Genomic DNA, 17,469 nt, shown 5'->3' on the forward strand with positions numbered 1-17,469 from the left:
GTTTTTCTATTTTATAGATACCTAACAATTAGTTTACATAAAATTATTATAATCTATTAAAAATACAAATAAACAATATCCAATTACCTATTATTTTTGGTAATATATAGATACGAATTGTTTTAGGAGGATTAACTTTGAAAACCTACATTCAAGCACTAAAGTGGACTACAGGGATCTATCATCTTTTATTACTTCCTTGTTATTATGTATTTCCAAGTCTTGTTAACCTATATGGGATACCTTTACTACTATTGATTGTTTTACATATCAATACTATTTTATTAGCTAAAAAAGAAGGCATGAATACGTCCCCTCATTATATCGGTATTATCGTTACTCTAGTTGCCTTTTTCCCTTATATAGACATCGTTCTACATATGATAGCAGCCATTTTCCTTTTATTAGATGCTGCTTCTACGAATGCAAAAGAAGTGTATGATTCATAACAGGATGAAATGAAACTTTAATCAGTAGAGTTTTGAAGTCGGTTAGCAAATTGCAAAACTTACACAATAACTTCATTGCTAACACCCAAAAAGGATTTACTTTTTAAGTAAATCCTTTTTTAAATTCCCCTCCTTACTCCAGAATAATAAAAGAATATTCTGTTTAATTTTTATAAATTTCTAAATATTTATAATACATTCGAATTAACATACATTTTAGTTATGTAAAAAATCTAAGTTTTAAGGAGATGAATCCATGCTTAAAAAGTTGGTAGCAGGTGCATTATTAACTGTTTCGTCGTTAACTGGAGGAATGGGATTAGTATCAGCTAGTACCGAAAAAGATTATACGATTTCCTCTTTCGAATATGTAACTGTAGATGAAAAGACTGTTGATTCGTTTAACAAATTGAGTGCTCCATCAAAGGAAGACGTAAAAATAACGTTAGTTCTACCGAAACAAAATCAAAATGGAGACTGGTTATCTTATGGATTTTCGAGCAAAGAAAGTTTAGAGTCTTTTATTGAAAAGGATAAACAAAGGTTGAATCATTCAATCACTCTCCTTGGTGTTGGAGGAAGCGGACCTGGTAGTACAGACTTCTATAAACTCACAAATCAAGGTAGCGAGTATTTTTCTCTAAGTAGCGGTTATAAAAACTTGTCTGCTAGTTGGCAAAATCAAATTGTTTCTGTACGTACAGCAGCTCCTACTGCTAGCTATTCAACAACACTATGGGAACATACTTCAACTGACGGATATGGAAAAGGTGTTGTTTTTAAACATGCTGATTGGTATGGTCAAACTGCAAACTTAAATAACTTTCCAACTTCAGCAGTTGAAGTTAAAAAGTAAAAAATATAGAAATAAAAGGTGTTTTCACGTATGAAAGCACCTTTTATTTCTACAATTATTTCTTCTATAACAATTTCAACTCTTAATTATTATTTTTCGTATTCCTACTCTCCAAAACTTTCTCCATATTATGAGTTGCCCATTCCATCATTAATAGAATCACTGGACGTAGTGATTCACCAAGCTCAGTTAACGAATATTCAACTTTAGGTGGCACTTCACGGTATACTTCACGATGTATAATGCCATCAGCTTCAAGTTCTCTCAGCTGCAGCGTTAACATTCTTTGTGTGATATTTGGTTTTAATCTTTTTAATTCATTAAACCGCTTTGTACCATCTAATAAATGATACAAAATTACCCCTTTCCATTTCCCTCCAATCACCTCAACCATAGCTTCAACTGGACAAGAATATTTATTTAAAAATGGGTAATTTATATTATTTTCGTTTGGACAATCCATAATAAATCCCTTCCCTTAACATTAGTATCTTTTTTGATACTATACCACATAAATGTGCGTACTTGTATCTATGTTACTTTAAAAATATAATTTACTTACAAAAATAAATTCATGAAAAGAGGAACTTTTATGACAAATACAAACGAAATTACAAAAGAAAAGATTATGGAGGCTTTTCATTTCAGACATGCATGTAAAGAATTCGATCCTATGCACAAAATTTCAGAAGAGGATTTCAAATTCATTTTAGAAACAGGCAGACTATCTCCTTCTTCTTTTGGATATGAGCCTTGGAAATTTATTGTCGTACAAAATAAAGAATTAAGAGAAAAACTACAACCGTATTCATGGGGCGCTGGTGGGCAACTTGCAACAGCTAGTCATTTTGTTATTGTTCTTTCAAGAAACATTAAAGATATGCATTATGATGCAGAGTATATTAAATATATGATGAACGATATTATTGGATTGCCTGAAGACACTCAAAAAATTAGATATGAATTCTTCAAAAAGTTCCAGGAAACAGATTTTAACTTATTACAATCCGATCGTGCTGTATTTGATTGGGCATCTAAACAAACTTATATTGCTTTAGGTAATATGATGACGAGCGCAGCTCAAATCGGTATTGATTCTTGTCCAATAGAAGGATTTGATAAAGAGGAAGTAGATTCTTTACTTCGTCAAGAAGGCATTATACAAGGTGATAACTTTGAAGTATCAGTTATGGTTGCCTTTGGTTACCGTAAAGAAGAGCCAAAGCGTGATAAAACAAGACAGACTATGGATACAATTGTTGAATGGATTAAGTAATATAGCACAGACAAATAATGCTCCTAATAGCTGTATACTCATACTAAAGAAGAATCAATTGTTTTCTTACGTATGAATTTGGTTTTTCATGGAAAGATATGTTAGTATGTATACAGTTTGAGTGCTCTATTTTTAGAGTCGAACAGGAGGAGAATGAATATGTCTGATATTGAAGTTGGCGAAGTGTTTACTCTTAGTGATGAGAATAATGAAGAGCAAGAAGTAGAAGTACTTGGAGCGATGGATGTCGAAGGTGCAGAATATATTGCAGTTGCCTTTGTTGAAGATATCCAAACAGAAACTGAGGAAGACATCGATATTTTCTTTTTAAAAGTAGAAGAAGATAATGAGTTTTCATACATTGAAAATGATGAAGAGTTTGATAAAGTATCTACTGCGTTTGAAAAGATTTTGGATGAGCAAGAATAGTATGAATGAAAAACACGCGGGCGGATGTATATCCGCCCTCTTTTTATTTATTACTCATCCAGAGACTCACGCAGTAATTGCAGTACATCTTTCATCGCAAAAGGTCCATCTTTTTTAACATGTTCCGCAAATTCTGAAACGAGACGTAATGTTCTCACACTTTCGATTGGATGCTCTCCTGATGCACTTTCAGCTGAAAGCATAACTGCATTCGTCCCGTCCAGTACAGCTTGAAACACATCAGTCACCTCTGCTCTTGTTGGAATAGAATGATCTACCATAGATTGAAGCATTTGTGTTGCTGTAATGACATATGTATTCGTTCGATTACATTCCTGAATCATCATTTTCTGTAAAAGCGGAATGCATTGATACGGTAACTCTACTCCTAAATCGCCCCTTGCAATCATAATTCCATCTGCTTCTTTACATATATCTTGAAAATTCTCGATTGCTTCCATCGTTTCTATTTTTGCAATTACATTAGGTGACGTTTCTTTATACTGTTGTATAAAATCTCGTATTTCTTTTATATGACTAGGTTTTCTTACGAAAGAACACGCGATAAAATCAACATTCTCTTCTAAAAGAAACTGAATATCTTTTTTATCTTTCTCTGTAATAGCTGGTAAACGAACAGCCGCATCTGGTAAATTAACTCCTTTATGAGATGAGATATTGCCACCTGTTTTTACCTTCGTTTCTATTTTATCCGTACTTATCTTTTCAACAATTAATTCAACTTCTCCATCATTAATTAAAATTCTACTGCCTACTTTCACATCATTCGCAATTCCTTCATAATCAACGCTTGCTTCTGTATTACTCCCTGTAACTGGTTGTGTATGTAAAATAAAAGAATCTCCTGCCTGAAGTGTAATTTGCTCTCCCTTCACTTCACCTAATCTTATTTTAGGACCTTGTACATCACCCAAAAATTTAATAGAGTCATCTAATGATTTCACTAAACGAATGATGTCTTTATGACTTTCATGCGTGCCATGCGATAAATTCAGTCGAACAATTTTCATACCATTCTTTATTAACTGTGCTAACGTTTCTTTATTATTACTTGCGGGTCCAATTGTACAAATTCGATCGATTGTCATTTTTGTCACCATCCTTTTTTTAATAAGTTTCCCATATGAACTTAAAAATAACAGAGATTCTGACATGAATAGATTTAAATTTACATGAATTTCATAAAATTAAACCTGTATCCCTTGCTGGCTAAGCATTAGAAGATATATTCGCTTTTTTGCAAATGAAGACATGTTGAATCGAAAGTAAAAGAAAAGTTAAGTATGGGATAAACCATTGAGTGTTTCGAAATTTTCATATATTGTATGAATTGAGTTCGAACTCAAAAATTTAAAAAGGTGGGAAAATTAGTGAATATGAAAAAATCTTTATCGGTGACAACTTTAGGGTTAGCGGTTTTAGGTTTTGGTTTTACTAATAACGCAAGTGCTTCAGAGGTCGATACTGTAGACAAGCAGCCCGTTTTAGTTGACTTTGATACAATTCAATCAACAAAAACATCTAGTGTTCCTAGTTTGACTGTTGCAGTTGCACCTAAGAATGACTCTAACATTAGCGTATATACTCCCTTTTTTGGTAACCCATATGCAGTTGCTAAATCGAAATCAACTACGACCGAAGACTATGTTTATGCAAAAGCAAGAACTTTCAATGGCGATGGGTCATTAGTGAATACGAAAAGTAATAGTGCAAAAAAATCATCCTTTGTAAGTGCTACAGCGACCAACACAAGCATTTATTATGGAGATGATTACGCTATCGGTAATCATACCTATAAATTAAGTGGTTATAATGATGTGAATCACGAAACAAAAGCTTTCTGGTAAGAAAGAGAAAAAAGATATGCATCTTGCATATCTTTTTTCTCTAATATTTTACATATATTGAGGTGCTATTTATGAAACAAATATATATTATTAGCGGTGTTTTACTTATTTCATTACTTACAATTTATATTTTGTTCAATACTTCATTCATACAACCTCATCCACCTTCCATAGAAAATAAACGAGAGCAACAAACCAATACTATTTCTTACGGATTGAAGGATAATCAAGGCCAACATATTAACAATGGTAGTACAATTACTAGTGAGGATAATAAAATTAATGTAACATTATCATTCGTACATACTATTAATGAAAACCGAAAATATGGATTAATTGTTCTAGAAGATTACGAACAAAAACCTTTTAAAATAGAAGATACTACTACTGAAATATCACACTATTTTTTTGATATGAAACCAAACAGTTCAATTACTACGAAAATCTCTTTACACACTTCTCCTAATGCAAGTGAATTAACCTTTTTAATAATTAAAAAACCTGAATACAAATTAAAAGATAATAACTTAAATAAAGCAGCTATTTTAGAAGATATTCTAAGTATGCGATATTCAATGCATCCTCTTCAGAAAGAAAACGAAAAAATAAAACTCTCCCTTATAGATCCAGATGCTATTTTAAAAGATGGTCTTTACGAACCATTATTTGTTACGAACCGTGAAGAGAACTTACAAACTGTCTTCTTTGAAAAGGAAGGCAAGCAATTAATTTTATCAAACGGTAATGAAACAAATGATGAAATGACTTACGCAATCGTGGCTTTTAAAGATTGGAAACAAGTTGAAATATTTAACAATAGAAAAGTCGTTTATACTAAGGTTGCACCTGAAACGAGGCAAATCTTTAATTTCACATTGCCTTCAGTGGATCAGGAAAGTAATTTGCAACTCGTCGCTTTTCCATTTCCTTATAAAGTTAACGAAGAAGATTATATCAGTCAACAAGCATTCAGTTCCTTTCGCATCGTAATTGAAAATAGAAATAAATAAGTTATACTATGCACATTACAACAACCTAAAAAAGGCCTACTCACACGAGTAGGCTTTTGAAACTATGAAAGTTTCGTCAATAACTGATTTAAATCTTTTTTCGTTTTCGTCGTTAATGATTTCATTTTATTAATATCGATTTTTTCTTTCTCCGCTCCTACAATTAACGGATACATACTTTGACCGATTGTTTTAGAATCCGTCGGATGTGATGCTTCTAGCTCTTTTTCAATCACATCCCACTTTTCATTAATTTGTTTGCCAAGCTTATTCACTGTTTCCAATTTTGGATTAGCAGCTAACTGCTTGTCCAAGCTATCAATTAATGCTACAACTTCTTTAACATTCGTTTTCACAGCAACACTTTTCTTCGGATCTTTCGTTGTCTTTCCGTTATTGTTTGTGCTTGTACTTGTGCTTTGATCTGTTGTTTTCCCGCTAGTCGTTTGATCATTCGTTTTTCCTGTCGTCTCTTTTTCTTTTGTTTTTACATTTTCGTTTTGAGTTGACGTTTTGCCGTTACTTTCTGTCCCTGATGATTCTTTCGTATTTTTTGCATCCTTATCTGTTTTTTCATTTGAAGAAGTATTTGTTTCTTTTTCAGTATCTTTCGTTGTTTTTGACGCTTCATCTGCACTTGTCGTTTTTGCTTCTCCATCATTTTGCGCAGTTACTTGCTCTTTCTTTTCCGTTTCTTTATCTGATGAAGGACTACAAGCTGCCATAGTAAGCATTGTACCAATTGTTATCGATGCGATAGCGACCTTTTTCATTTTCATATAAATCCCCCTATGTTTTACATAATTTATCCTCCCCTTTACGATTCGATTCCCCCTTAAAAAATCCCTTTTCATAGGAATTATCATCTTTCCGACAGTAATCTTCATAATAATACGTACAAAAACTGATAAACTCATTTTAATATTCGAGTTTCTTCTACTTCATTTTTCTACTCGCAAGTAAAAGAAAAAGAGTATATTGTCACATTAAGAATTACTATCTTCATATGACGATATACTCTTCTATCAAATTTTTACCTTTCTTGACATTTTATTTATACAAAAAAATAAAATTTTCTTTCGTTTTTTGTTTCTCAACATTTGTTAACATAATATTTTTATGAGTAACCACCATTCGAGTGAATGACTTGCCCAGTAACCCATTTCGCTTCTTCACTTACTAAAAAAGAAATTAAGCGCGCAGCATCCACCGGTTCTCCTACTTTACCTTGTGGGAACTTCCATACTAAATGATGCTTCAGCTCCTCTGTAATCCATCCTGTATTCGTCGGTCCTGGATCTACAGCATTCACTGTAATCCCCTTCTCCATCGCAACTGGTGCTACTGACTTTGTAAATGCTTCAATTGCCCCTTTCGTTGCTGCATATGCAAGTTCATCTGGCATTGGACCTACTGACTGTCCCGAAGTAAGATTAATAATACTCCCGCCCGTTTTAAGTGAATAATGTTTTATAAACAATGAACTTAATAGCATAGTAGCCCGAACATTAACTGTATAATGTTTATCCAACTGCTCTACATCTAATTCCTCAATCCTCGTATGAGTAGAATATACTGCATTATTAACTAGAATAGATGGATCACCTAACCGTTCTGATACCATATAAAACAAACGATTTGGCGAATAAGACTGCGATAAATTGATTTCTGCCATTTCACATCGAACATCGTAACTTTCAATTTCCTTTTTCAGCAAAAAGGGTTCTTGATCACTCATTCCCCATGGCATCGCTTTATCATACTTTGGCCAGTACGTGAAAAAAATGTCTATCCCTTTTTGAGCAAGCACCTTGCATACAGCTGCACCAATTCCATTCAGACGAGTTGCCCCTGTTACAATTGCTATTTTCTTCACCTTTTTCTCCTCCATCTATACACAGATCCCCTGCATGAATACAGAGGATCTATCTTCTTATTGAATATTTGACAGTATACGTTCAGCACCTAATTTTAACATTTTAATAAAGATATAATTTACAATCGTAAACATTACAAATAAAACGATAAACATAACCCACAGTCCGACATGAAGGAAGAAGTATAATACACTTACTCCCCCCACAATAATTAAAGCTATTAAAATATTAGCTAAAAAATTCCACAAAGTTGTATATCGACTTTTAAATAATTTCTGCTCTGTATCCCAATGAATATCTGCAGTTTGCGCGTCCCAGCGTGTTCCGATTAAATTAATTAATAACAACCCGTTCGCACTTAGTAAAAACCACAGTATCATAAAGACTGGAGAAATCCCAGCTACAACTGCCATCGTAATACCGAATACTGCTAAAATGATCACATTAATTAACCAAGCAGTGATTGCTTTCGCAAAAAAGATATCCGAAGCCTTTACTGGTAAATAACGATTCACAAACCAAGAGCTTCCATCTCGCGAAAATGACGTTGTTGCAATGACGTTACTACCCATTAAAAATAACGATGCACAAAGGCCAACACCAATTGCAAATCCCGTTGTCTCTGGATTGTTAATATACTCTGTAATAAACTTTAAATTTCCATCTTGCACAAATAAAATAAAGAACAACATAATTGGCATAACGAAAGTTTGTACAATGCAATTTAAGAAAAATTGTGGTGTACGGAATAACGTTTTAAATTCTTTTTTCACATACGCTTTTAAATGCGAACTTTGTACTGTTGATTTCTGTAAACCTTCCGCCGAAATAACTTGTTTCTTTGCTGTACTCGTTGAAAGTCCAATAACCCCTTTTAAATATGTACGCTCTGCTATGTAATAAAACAACACAAAGAAGACAAATGAAATAACTGCAAAGATTATTACATATAAAGGTCCCTTCCAATTTGCATTTTCTACTAATGCTACTGCTCCAAAATATGTAGTTGGAAAATAGTTTGTCATTTGTACTAAAAGAGAAGACTGGTTGTTTGCAAGGTAATCCGCAATTGCATCTTCAGAAAACGAACTTTTATTTTTCCACTGCAAAAATACGTTAATTCCTACAATAAATAGTATACTTACGATTCCAATAAATATATTTCCTCGGTCTTTATTTTTCGCTATATTTGTATACCTCATAATAACTGTCATCAGTAACGAAGCTAGTACTAACGGCACAATTGGGAAGAGTAAGTAAATGAAAATCATATATATGTAATATGTAATAAATGCGCCACTTTTTAAACCGTACGTAATAAAGATCGGTAATAAAATAAATGAACTCATTACGTATTGTGTAATTAATACTGTTAAAAATTTGGCTGAAATAATTTGCGCTGGTTTTAATGGTAATGGTAATAACATTTCAATGTCATTGCTGTAGTAAAATACAGTTAAAATGTTCGTAATACTCATTAAAAATACCCATATACTCGCAATCGCAAGTCCCATTGCGATAATCATTCCTGGATCTTGCCCTAAATGTATCATTCCCTCATACATTGCATGCGTGATAGAACCAAACAGTAAAAAGCCGACAAATAAAATAGCTGCAAATGAAAATACATACGCCCATCGCTTCTTCTTATCTGTTATAAAATCTGCGTAATTTAACTTTAATAGTACCTTCGTTAACGTCCAAATTTTACTCATTGCCCGTCATCTCCAAGAACATTTTTTCAAGTGATTCATTGGATTTAAAATGATCTCTCATTTCATCTAAATTTCCTTTAAACTGCAAATTCCCCTTATTAATAATAGCAACCCGGTCACATATTTTTTCCGCTACTTCTAATACGTGTGTAGAGAAAAATACAATCTTTCCTTTATCCGCATGCTCTCTCATCATTTCTTTTAAAATATATGCAGATTTCGGATCAAGCCCAGTTAATGGTTCATCTAAAATCCATACATCTGGCTCATGTACGAGCACACCAATAATAACGATTTTTTGTCTCATACCGTGCGAATAACTTTGAATTTGATCAGATAAAGCATTATAAAGATCAAACTTCTTCGCTAAAGACTCTATTCGTTCTTGTCGTACTTCTTTCGACACTTCATACATATCGGCCATAAAGTTTAAATATTCAATTCCTTTTAATCGTAAAAACATATCTGGACTATCTGGTACATAACCAAACGTCTTCTTCGCTTCCATCGGCTCTTCCATAATATTTTTTCCGTTAATCGTAATAGTCCCTTTGTCCACCCCGTGAATACCAGTAATCATCTTAATTGTCGTTGATTTACCCGCACCATTCGGTCCTAAAAATCCAAAGATTTCGCCGCTAGGTACAGATAAACTTAAGTCTTTTACTGCATAGGTAGACCCATTATAACTTTTTGACACATTCGTAATTTCAATCATTCCATCCAATCCTTTCCTTAATTACCAAATAACTATATTGATATTATAGCATAGTTCTATTTTAAGATTTTTACATTTTTCAGTATATTTAACCTTTAAAATAAATATACACCCCTAATCCAACAACTAAAACGACAGCTAGTATAATATAAATCATTGTTAAGCGTTTAATATTCCCCTTTGTCGCTTTGCTATAATTTGCATCACCATTCCGCCCAATTAACACCGTCGCAATGACAGTAATCACTACAAGTAATACAACGATCATGATCCAAGTTAGCATTTCTTCCTCCCCCTCCTTACAACCATTTTACAATATTATCCTCTTTATTTCGCAGCATATTTCCTCTTTTTACTATTATTATGAAGCAAACTGGAAAACTATTATTACCATTCCTATCCAATTGTGATATATTTGTAACATAACGTGACTTATTTCTAACAACGTAAGGAGGACCTATCATGAAAACAACTTGGATAAAATATTTAGGATTTCTCGGTTTCTTCGGTTTCCTCGGATTTTTTTATGAAAAAGGATTGTTTACTATGTTCTGTTTCTTCTCCTTTTTCACATCGTATAGAACAGTTCAACACGATGAACTGTTTGAACAAATTGTCAATAAATCGTGTCGCAATGCATTTATCGTTACATTACTAACTACTGCTATCATTATATTTATTGAAATGTTATTTCCAAACTCTACGCTACAAGAGATTGATATCGCTCTTATTTTCGGCACACTCATTCTTACATTCGGTTTTTCTATGTTCTTTTATGATAAACCTGTTGATGAAATGGAAGATGCACCATGGCGTTCGTAACGAAGATAAAAGAATACCGCGCCAAATTGAACATGACACAAGAAGATTTAGCAAAGAGCGTTGGTGTGCGACGTGAAACAATTAGTCATCTCGAAAAAGGTAAATACAATCCTTCCTTACAACTTGCTCACGATATAGCGAAGGCACTACATAGTACGATTGATGAGATTTTTATTTTTGAGGATAAATAAAAAATACCGTCATTCTTTCCAAGAAGAATGACGGTATTTCTTATTGATTATCCATATAAAACCGCATGAAATACGCCTAATAGTAAGTATCGATCCTGCATGTAATCTTCATCATATACATTCATCTCAATGTAATACATATCTTCCTCAAGACGAATATTCCAATCTGCAATTACATAGCCCTTTCGTAATAACTTTCCCATTCCAAATGAAGTTTTATGAACAACATATTCTTCTGCCTTATATGTAAAGGTAAATAAGAAATTTGCATCCAATAACTTTCCGTCACATACAAGTATTTCATGCTCTGCATCATGATTATCTTTGTACATTACTAAAATCTTTCTTTGGCGCTGCCTACTTACATCCTTTGCAATGACGCGAATATTGTCCTTACTATCCTTTATTTCATAAATAATATTACTACCAATTTTCGGAATAAAATCAAGCACTCTCATCAGCGTATTTTTATAATAGCCCCTTACTACACCTACTTGCTCACTTCCATTATAAACCTCTATCGGTGTCGTATCTGCTTTGCTATCACACGGTCGTTTGTAAGAGAGCTGCATCATTCGCTCTCCTCTTAAGTACTGATCAAACGTCACAGGATATTCTATCATGCGCAGTTCTTTATTTAACTCATACAAATAGCGTTGAACACTCTCTATTAATGTTATAGTAGCTATACGCTCTTGAAGTTCAAATTCTTGCCAGCTGGAAAAAACATTCCATTGATTATGATCCTCTTCGTAGAAGAAACTAAGAATTACCTCTTCACGGTCAGCCGTTTCATATTTCATAGGCACGTTCTGCCCATGTTGAACTTGTTCCATCCACTGACCTAAATAAATCCCCAGCTCTGCAACCTTCATACATGATTTTTGAAAAAATACGCTGTCACTCGCGCAAATCGTTACATCTCCTTCGATAAAGCCCTTTGAATAAGCATCATACCGTGGCTCATCCTTCTGCGGGAGATTCTTGTCTAACTCAAATAAAAACGTTAACATCCTTTATTCACCTCTAGTTGTTACACTAATCATACATGACATCGCATCACGCTAGGAAACTATTTATATACGCATATTTAATTCACGCATTATAACACGTGAATGACCTTGTATAGTAGCTCTATTTTTTGTTCTATATCTTAGTATATGAATTTATATGAGCGATTTTTCAAATATATCTATCGCAACTTACAATATATCAACGATTTTTTCAATATATCTATCACAACTTACAATATATCAACGATTTTTTCAATATATCGATTTTTCGACAAATATCAGCACAATTAAAATGAAGCTACCTTTTCTTCAGCCACTTCTACAATTTCTAAAATTTGTAGAAGACTCTCCATTTCATAAGTCGGATTAACACTCGTCTTATTCTCTTTCAAACTCGGATTATACCAACACGTATCAATGCCGTAATCTTCTCCGCCTTTCATATCAGAAGTTAACGAATCTCCAACCATGAGTACGCTTGATTTATCTGTAATCCCAAACTTTTCAAACGCATAATCAAAAATCTCACGTGCTGGTTTTTGATGACCAACTTCTTCAGAAATAATAATGTGATCAAAGAAATTACATAAAGGCGAATTTCCGATTCTTGATTGTTGCACCTTCGTATATCCATTCGTAATAATACCTAACTTGCAATCTTGTAGATTTTCACATAATTGTACTGCGCCTTCTATAAGATGTACTTCTTTCCCTAAGTTTTCAAGATATACATCACTAAATTGCTGTGCATCTACGTCTATATTATGAAGTGCAAATAATTGTCTAAATCGCTCTACGGCTAATTCACTTAGCGTAATCATTTTATTTTCTAAATCTCTCCATAATCCATTACTAATCTCTTTATAGCTTGCAAGATAATCATTATACCCTGTAGGCATATCAAACTGTACAAACGCATTATGTAATGCGTGTCTTTCCGTTTCAGGGAAATCTAATAATGTATCATCTACGTCGAATAATATAACTTTGTATTTCATGATGTTTTTCTCAACTCCTATATTCTCATAGCATAATTATAACAACAATAAGAAAGGGAGGCTAATTAAAACCAGCCTCCCTTCTTTTTACTTTTCTTCCAGCAGTAACACTTTCATTTCCTCTAACGACTCTTTCGTAAAGCCAAGAGCCCTTTCAGCGTATGCTTCAACTGATCCGTATTGCTTTTGAATTTCACCAATCGCAGCTTGCAAGTATTCAGCACGTGCTTCAAACATTGCACCTAATATCGCTCTGCTCTCATCGTTTTGTAATTTCGCACCTAAAAAGGCCATCATTTTTTCATTTAGCTTTTCACGGAATTCGTTACTTAGTAAGTAGTCTTCCATTACTGTTTTTTCTGGTACACCTAGTAAAAGTAGTAATAATGCTGAACCAAATCCAGTACGATCTTTTCCAGCTGTACAGTGGTTTACTAACGGTAAGTTTTCCGGGTTTTGCGCTAAGTTTAAGAAGCTCACGAATGCCTCGTTGCCACTTACGAAATCTTGATTCATTTTCACAAGATACTCACCTGGTTTTCCTAACATAGAAAGGTCACCAACTTGGAAAAACTCATTTATATTTAAGTCTTTCGCTAAGTCTTGCATAACTGGTAAGCACACTTGACGAGCACCTGTAATCTCAGGATTTGGCTTATGCTTTACCTCAAAGTCTGTACGATAGTCACAAATTAACTTTAAACCACACTTTTGTAAATAGTCGATATCCCACTCTGTTAGTCCTGCTAATTCTTCAGAACGGTATAATTTGCCCCATTTCACTTTACGTCCATCTGTCGTTTCATATCCACCCATATCACGGAAGTTAAACGCACCTTGTAATGGCAATCTACGCTCAGCTACTGTTACTGCTTGTCCATTACTTCCTACTAATCTAAAATATGGACGTTCATTTTCACTCGGGTTTTCAATTGTATATGATAATTCTCCATTTACAGTTGCAAGTAATTCTCCAGTTTCTTCAATATGTTCTGGTGAAGTACTCCAATAAATACGAACTTCTTCTATATTATTTTCCCATTTTATTTGTAACGTATTATCTTCATTTCTCTCTACAGTTGCTTGTAGCCAATTTCTTTGCTGCTCCATTCTTTCACCAACGCTTTCTCTTATAGTCAAATCTTACTCTATTTTATTATAGGAATAACTACTTTGTCGTTCTCATTTTTCTTTTTATCTTACAAACAGGCGAAAAGTTCTTTTACTTGTTCAAAATTTGTACATGGATTACCGCGAAATACGTATGCGATTTGTTCATTACCTAAATCTTCGTATACAACTGTTCCGCGATTAGGGTGCGAATAAAACTCTAACCCGTTTATAATTTGTTTTGGGCCATAGTTCATTGTCCATGAAGAAATAGGATAATACGCTTTGTTTTTATGTCTACAAACCCAAAGTGCATATAGTTTATTAACTTCGTCCCAGTATACATACTGCGTTTCGTCATTTCCGAAACCGACCGATTCAAGTTTCCAATTTAGTTTTTCATGAATTAACAAATTTACATAGGATACGTCATCTGGAGCATTCCACTCTCTACATCTTCCTATCTCACCCATTTCACTTCTCTTCGCTTGAAAGCTTAATAAGTGAAATGATGTATGTAATATCGTTTTCCCAAGCTCCATATTTACTGGTTGTAATTCAAATAGAAATCGTTCCATTTCGTCTTGGTTTACATATCCATGATCAACAGAAATTTCAACTTGTGTTTTCCATATAGATGTAACGTAACTTTCTTTTCCTTTATAATTTACACCTTTCCAATACACAAGCCCTTTATATTGAAAACAATCTCCTTTTGCTTGAGAAATACAGCTATCCGGAAATACTGGTTCCATTATATCGAGAAAAAATTCCTTTACTCGAAACATCCCAGTTGGAGTAACAACCTGAAACCAAAAAGTTCCCCACTTTTCACCTTCATAACGTTCTGAAACTTTTTTCAACATTCCAGCCTTCTAACAATACATTTGGATACAATAACACGAATGAATGCATGGATTGCTTTAACATATATAGTCCCCTCCCGCTATACGAGTTCGAGAGTATACATCATTCATCCTCCTAAAACTTTCTCACATATCTCTCAGTTGAACTAAGCAGCTGACATCCGTTCTTTTCAAAAACATCCTTCATCCACTCATTTTGCATATTTGTCTCACCAATATAATAAGATGCACCTATTTCCTTTAAGACAAACATCGCACCTGCAAATAACGCAGCTTCATATCCCTTATTACGCATATTTGGAGTAACTGCGAAGTACATAAGTTTCCCTTCTTCTAACGCACCTCTTTCAATATGTGGAATTACAATTCCTATCGGCTCTTCACCTACACTCGCTATTAAACAATGTTCTTTCCACTGCTCACCAATTTCTTCTAGCATCATATGCACAAATTGATCATGAGCGACTGGTTCTCCCGTTGCTTCATTCCACAGTGAATAAAAAGCCTCTTCTCCAACTTCTTCAATAAGCTTAAAATCAATTTCACTTTCTACATCTTCTACTTCGTATATATCTTTAAATACAATCATGTTTTCCGTAACATATTCAAATGAATACGTTTCAAAACATTTTTTATACACATCATAATTTGGACTTTTTGAAGAGATTTCAAAATGTAGTTTTTCTAATCCATCTTTTTCAGCTTCAGCAACGTAATATTGCACCATCTCTTCTAATTGCTCTTCTGTAAAAACCTCTGCATTATTTTCTTTTATCATAATAGAAGAAGCACTTCTTCTTATTTTAAAATGTTTTTCTAACTGTTCTATCGTCGTCATATTCTTCCCTCATCTATATCATACTCGAATTTCTAATCGTTCTCCTTGCATGAGCAGGATTGTCCTTGAATATATAGAATACTAGAAAAGATCGCATCTTTAAAGTGCGGAGGAGGTTCTCCAGTGGATATTACAGCATTGCAACAACAGTTAGAGCTTATACAACAAAATGACTATACGCAACTGCAACATATAGACGTAAATGAGTTAACTTTGAACATGCTTCAGTATATCGGAACGACTGATAGCTACGTTCGTTACCAACTTATATATAAATGTTTTGCGCATTTCATTCATCATGAATTCCTTATGGACGATCAGCTGAAATTACTTCTGCAAACTTGTTTAAGTGATGAGTATTTATATTGTGACATTTACTCCCCACATACAGATGGGGTTTTCACACGTTCTTACACTGTTTCGTTAATTGCGTTAATACTCCAATTCGCTAATTCGCACTACTTTTGTACAGAGGAGGATATCGAAGAAATAAAAAATAAACTCATTACATACACAAACTTAGAAACGGATTTTCGGGGCTATATTGAAAATAAAGGATGGGCTCATTGTCTTGCTCATGTATCTGATGCCTTTACTGAAATTGTTCATAATACGTATACAACTTTTGAATGGTACGAAGAATTAATTCATTGTTTATTAAATAAAATCTTTATTCCATCTGACCTTTTTCATAATAACGAAGATGAACGCATCGTTACTCCATTACTAGCAATGCTGTATCATGATTTTCCTCAGAACGATTTAATTTCTATTATTCATAAAAAAATAAAAAGGCTTCCTCAAATTAGAAAACGCCTTTCGCTTAATGAGTATTGTATTTTATGTGCCAATATTAAAACCTTTTTACGCACATTATTTTTCAGAACGAAAGATGACCATAACTTAGCCTTTACAGCACGTAAAACAGAAAGAATGTTAAAAGAACTTCCTAACTATTATTAAATACAAGGAGCAATGACATGGGTTATATTGAAGATATGAGAAATCTAGTAGGAAATCATCCACTTATTCTAATAGGATCACACGCCATTATATTAAATGAAAAAGATGAAGCATTGCTGCAGCTCCGTACAGATTTTAACCGCTGGGGCATTATTGGCGGTGCCTTAGAATATAACGAAACGTTAGAAGATGCTTTAAAACGAGAAGTGTTTGAAGAAACTGGACTTATTATTAAAAATCCAGAACTATTCCGTACATACTCAGGACCAGATTTCTTTCAAATCTATCCAAATGGCGATCAAGTACACGGTGTACTCGTTGTTTATATTTGCCGCGAATTCCACGGTGAGCTTGTATGCGACCATACGGAATCGAAAGAACTACGCTTCTTTTCACTTGATGAATTACCTAATAATCTTCCTCCTGTTATCGAGAAGATTATTACAGATTATCTAAAAAAATAAGGGAAC

Annotated in this window: 21 protein-coding genes and 1 pseudogene; 10 read left to right on the top strand and 12 right to left on the bottom strand. The window is 33.6% G+C overall.

What is annotated here, in order from left to right; translation table 11 throughout:
- The first annotated feature begins 137 nt into the window (after positions 1-137).
- Entirely contained in the window at positions 138-449 is a 312-nt protein-coding gene (locus GD442_RS15635; RefSeq protein ID WP_075678140.1) for a hypothetical protein, read from the top strand.
- A gap of 256 nt (positions 450-705) precedes the next feature.
- The gene (locus tag GD442_RS15640) at positions 706-1,305 is read left to right on the top strand and encodes a hypothetical protein (RefSeq protein WP_017657569.1); all 600 of its coding nucleotides are present in this window, start codon (positions 706-708) and stop codon (positions 1,303-1,305) included.
- Between the two features lie 82 nt (positions 1,306-1,387).
- Here the strand turns inward: GD442_RS15640 and GD442_RS15645 are convergent, their stop codons facing one another.
- Complete coding sequence (locus GD442_RS15645; protein WP_000340580.1) at positions 1,388-1,768, bottom strand: winged helix-turn-helix transcriptional regulator; 381 nt, start codon at positions 1,766-1,768, stop codon at positions 1,388-1,390.
- A 129-nt stretch (positions 1,769-1,897) separates the two neighbouring features.
- Here GD442_RS15645 and GD442_RS15650 point away from each other — a divergent pair, with 129 nt between their 5' ends.
- Positions 1,898-2,581 carry an NAD(P)H-dependent oxidoreductase gene (locus GD442_RS15650; RefSeq protein WP_000185714.1) on the top strand — a complete coding sequence of 228 codons (684 nt, stop codon included), beginning with the start codon at positions 1,898-1,900 and terminating at the stop codon, positions 2,579-2,581.
- Between the two features lie 153 nt (positions 2,582-2,734).
- Positions 2,735-3,010, top strand: a complete 276-nt coding sequence (locus tag GD442_RS15655) for a DUF1292 domain-containing protein (RefSeq protein WP_137396897.1) — start codon at positions 2,735-2,737, stop codon at positions 3,008-3,010.
- A 50-nt stretch (positions 3,011-3,060) separates the two neighbouring features.
- Here the strand turns inward: GD442_RS15655 and GD442_RS15660 are convergent, their stop codons facing one another.
- The gene (locus tag GD442_RS15660; protein WP_000151079.1) at positions 3,061-4,119 is read right to left on the bottom strand and encodes a pyruvate kinase; all 1,059 of its coding nucleotides are present in this window, start codon (positions 4,117-4,119) and stop codon (positions 3,061-3,063) included.
- Positions 4,120-4,401: 282 nt separating this feature from the next.
- Here GD442_RS15660 and GD442_RS15665 point away from each other — a divergent pair, with 282 nt between their 5' ends.
- Positions 4,402-4,878, top strand: coding sequence for a hypothetical protein (locus tag GD442_RS15665; RefSeq protein WP_001056357.1), 477 nt, complete (start codon positions 4,402-4,404; stop codon positions 4,876-4,878).
- A gap of 71 nt (positions 4,879-4,949) precedes the next feature.
- Positions 4,950-5,888, top strand: coding sequence for a hypothetical protein (locus tag GD442_RS15670; RefSeq protein WP_086692882.1), 939 nt, complete (start codon positions 4,950-4,952; stop codon positions 5,886-5,888).
- A gap of 62 nt (positions 5,889-5,950) precedes the next feature.
- Here GD442_RS15670 and GD442_RS15675 read toward each other — a convergent pair whose 3' ends face one another.
- The 5 genes from GD442_RS15675 to GD442_RS15695 all read right to left on the bottom strand — a co-directional run bounded on the left by GD442_RS15675 (position 5,951) and on the right by GD442_RS15695 (position 10,481).
- The gene (locus GD442_RS15675) at positions 5,951-6,667 is read right to left on the bottom strand and encodes a hypothetical protein (protein WP_079004640.1); all 717 of its coding nucleotides are present in this window, start codon (positions 6,665-6,667) and stop codon (positions 5,951-5,953) included.
- A 338-nt stretch (positions 6,668-7,005) separates the two neighbouring features.
- Positions 7,006-7,764 carry an SDR family oxidoreductase gene (locus GD442_RS15680; RefSeq protein ID WP_000716965.1) on the bottom strand — a complete coding sequence of 253 codons (759 nt, stop codon included), beginning with the start codon at positions 7,762-7,764 and terminating at the stop codon, positions 7,006-7,008.
- A gap of 57 nt (positions 7,765-7,821) precedes the next feature.
- The gene (locus tag GD442_RS15685; RefSeq protein WP_000036884.1) at positions 7,822-9,480 is read right to left on the bottom strand and encodes a putative ABC transporter permease subunit; all 1,659 of its coding nucleotides are present in this window, start codon (positions 9,478-9,480) and stop codon (positions 7,822-7,824) included.
- Entirely contained in the window at positions 9,473-10,198 is a 726-nt protein-coding gene (locus GD442_RS15690; RefSeq protein WP_086692880.1) for an ABC transporter ATP-binding protein, read from the bottom strand. Before GD442_RS15690 ends, GD442_RS15685 begins: the two co-directional genes overlap by 8 nt.
- Before the next feature lie 88 nt (positions 10,199-10,286).
- Positions 10,287-10,481, bottom strand: coding sequence for a hypothetical protein (locus tag GD442_RS15695; RefSeq protein WP_000958863.1), 195 nt, complete (start codon positions 10,479-10,481; stop codon positions 10,287-10,289).
- A 179-nt stretch (positions 10,482-10,660) separates the two neighbouring features.
- On the opposite strand from GD442_RS15695, the gene GD442_RS15700 reads away from it, so the two are divergent.
- Complete coding sequence (locus GD442_RS15700; protein ID WP_000859210.1) at positions 10,661-11,020, top strand: DUF3796 domain-containing protein; 360 nt, start codon at positions 10,661-10,663, stop codon at positions 11,018-11,020.
- Positions 11,008-11,211 (top strand): helix-turn-helix transcriptional regulator, encoded by a 204-nt coding sequence (locus GD442_RS15705; protein ID WP_000896302.1) that lies wholly within the window; start codon positions 11,008-11,010, stop codon positions 11,209-11,211. Before GD442_RS15700 ends, GD442_RS15705 begins: the two co-directional genes overlap by 13 nt.
- Before the next feature lie 47 nt (positions 11,212-11,258).
- Here the strand turns inward: GD442_RS15705 and GD442_RS15710 are convergent, their stop codons facing one another.
- The 5 genes and pseudogenes from GD442_RS15710 to GD442_RS15730 all read right to left on the bottom strand — a co-directional run bounded on the left by GD442_RS15710 (position 11,259) and on the right by GD442_RS15730 (position 16,036).
- Positions 11,259-12,224 carry a tubby C-terminal domain-like protein gene (locus GD442_RS15710; RefSeq protein WP_159365126.1) on the bottom strand — a complete coding sequence of 322 codons (966 nt, stop codon included), beginning with the start codon at positions 12,222-12,224 and terminating at the stop codon, positions 11,259-11,261.
- 287 nt (positions 12,225-12,511) lie between these two features.
- On the bottom strand, positions 12,512-13,222 hold the full coding sequence (locus GD442_RS15715; RefSeq protein WP_000875909.1) for a YjjG family noncanonical pyrimidine nucleotidase: 711 nt from the start codon (positions 13,220-13,222) through the stop codon (positions 12,512-12,514).
- An 87-nt stretch (positions 13,223-13,309) separates the two neighbouring features.
- On the bottom strand, positions 13,310-14,332 hold the full coding sequence (locus GD442_RS15720; protein WP_000437821.1) for a tyrosine-protein phosphatase: 1,023 nt from the start codon (positions 14,330-14,332) through the stop codon (positions 13,310-13,312).
- A gap of 89 nt (positions 14,333-14,421) precedes the next feature.
- Positions 14,422-15,262 (bottom strand): annotated as a pseudogene (locus tag GD442_RS15725) (hypothetical protein).
- A gap of 51 nt (positions 15,263-15,313) precedes the next feature.
- Positions 15,314-16,036, bottom strand: a complete 723-nt coding sequence (locus tag GD442_RS15730) for a GNAT family N-acetyltransferase (RefSeq protein WP_000207416.1) — start codon at positions 16,034-16,036, stop codon at positions 15,314-15,316.
- Between the two features lie 123 nt (positions 16,037-16,159).
- Between GD442_RS15730 and GD442_RS15735 the strand changes: the two genes are divergently transcribed.
- The gene (locus tag GD442_RS15735; protein ID WP_000355451.1) at positions 16,160-16,999 is read left to right on the top strand and encodes a DUF2785 domain-containing protein; all 840 of its coding nucleotides are present in this window, start codon (positions 16,160-16,162) and stop codon (positions 16,997-16,999) included.
- Between the two features lie 17 nt (positions 17,000-17,016).
- Positions 17,017-17,463: an NUDIX hydrolase gene (locus GD442_RS15740; RefSeq protein WP_000540450.1), complete on the top strand. Its 447-nt coding sequence runs from the start codon at positions 17,017-17,019 to the stop codon at positions 17,461-17,463.
- Positions 17,464-17,469 lie beyond the last annotated feature (6 nt).

It is taken from the genome of Bacillus sp. A260, assembly GCF_009861435.1.
Taxonomy (GTDB): domain Bacteria; phylum Bacillota; class Bacilli; order Bacillales; family Bacillaceae_G; genus Bacillus_A; species Bacillus_A cereus.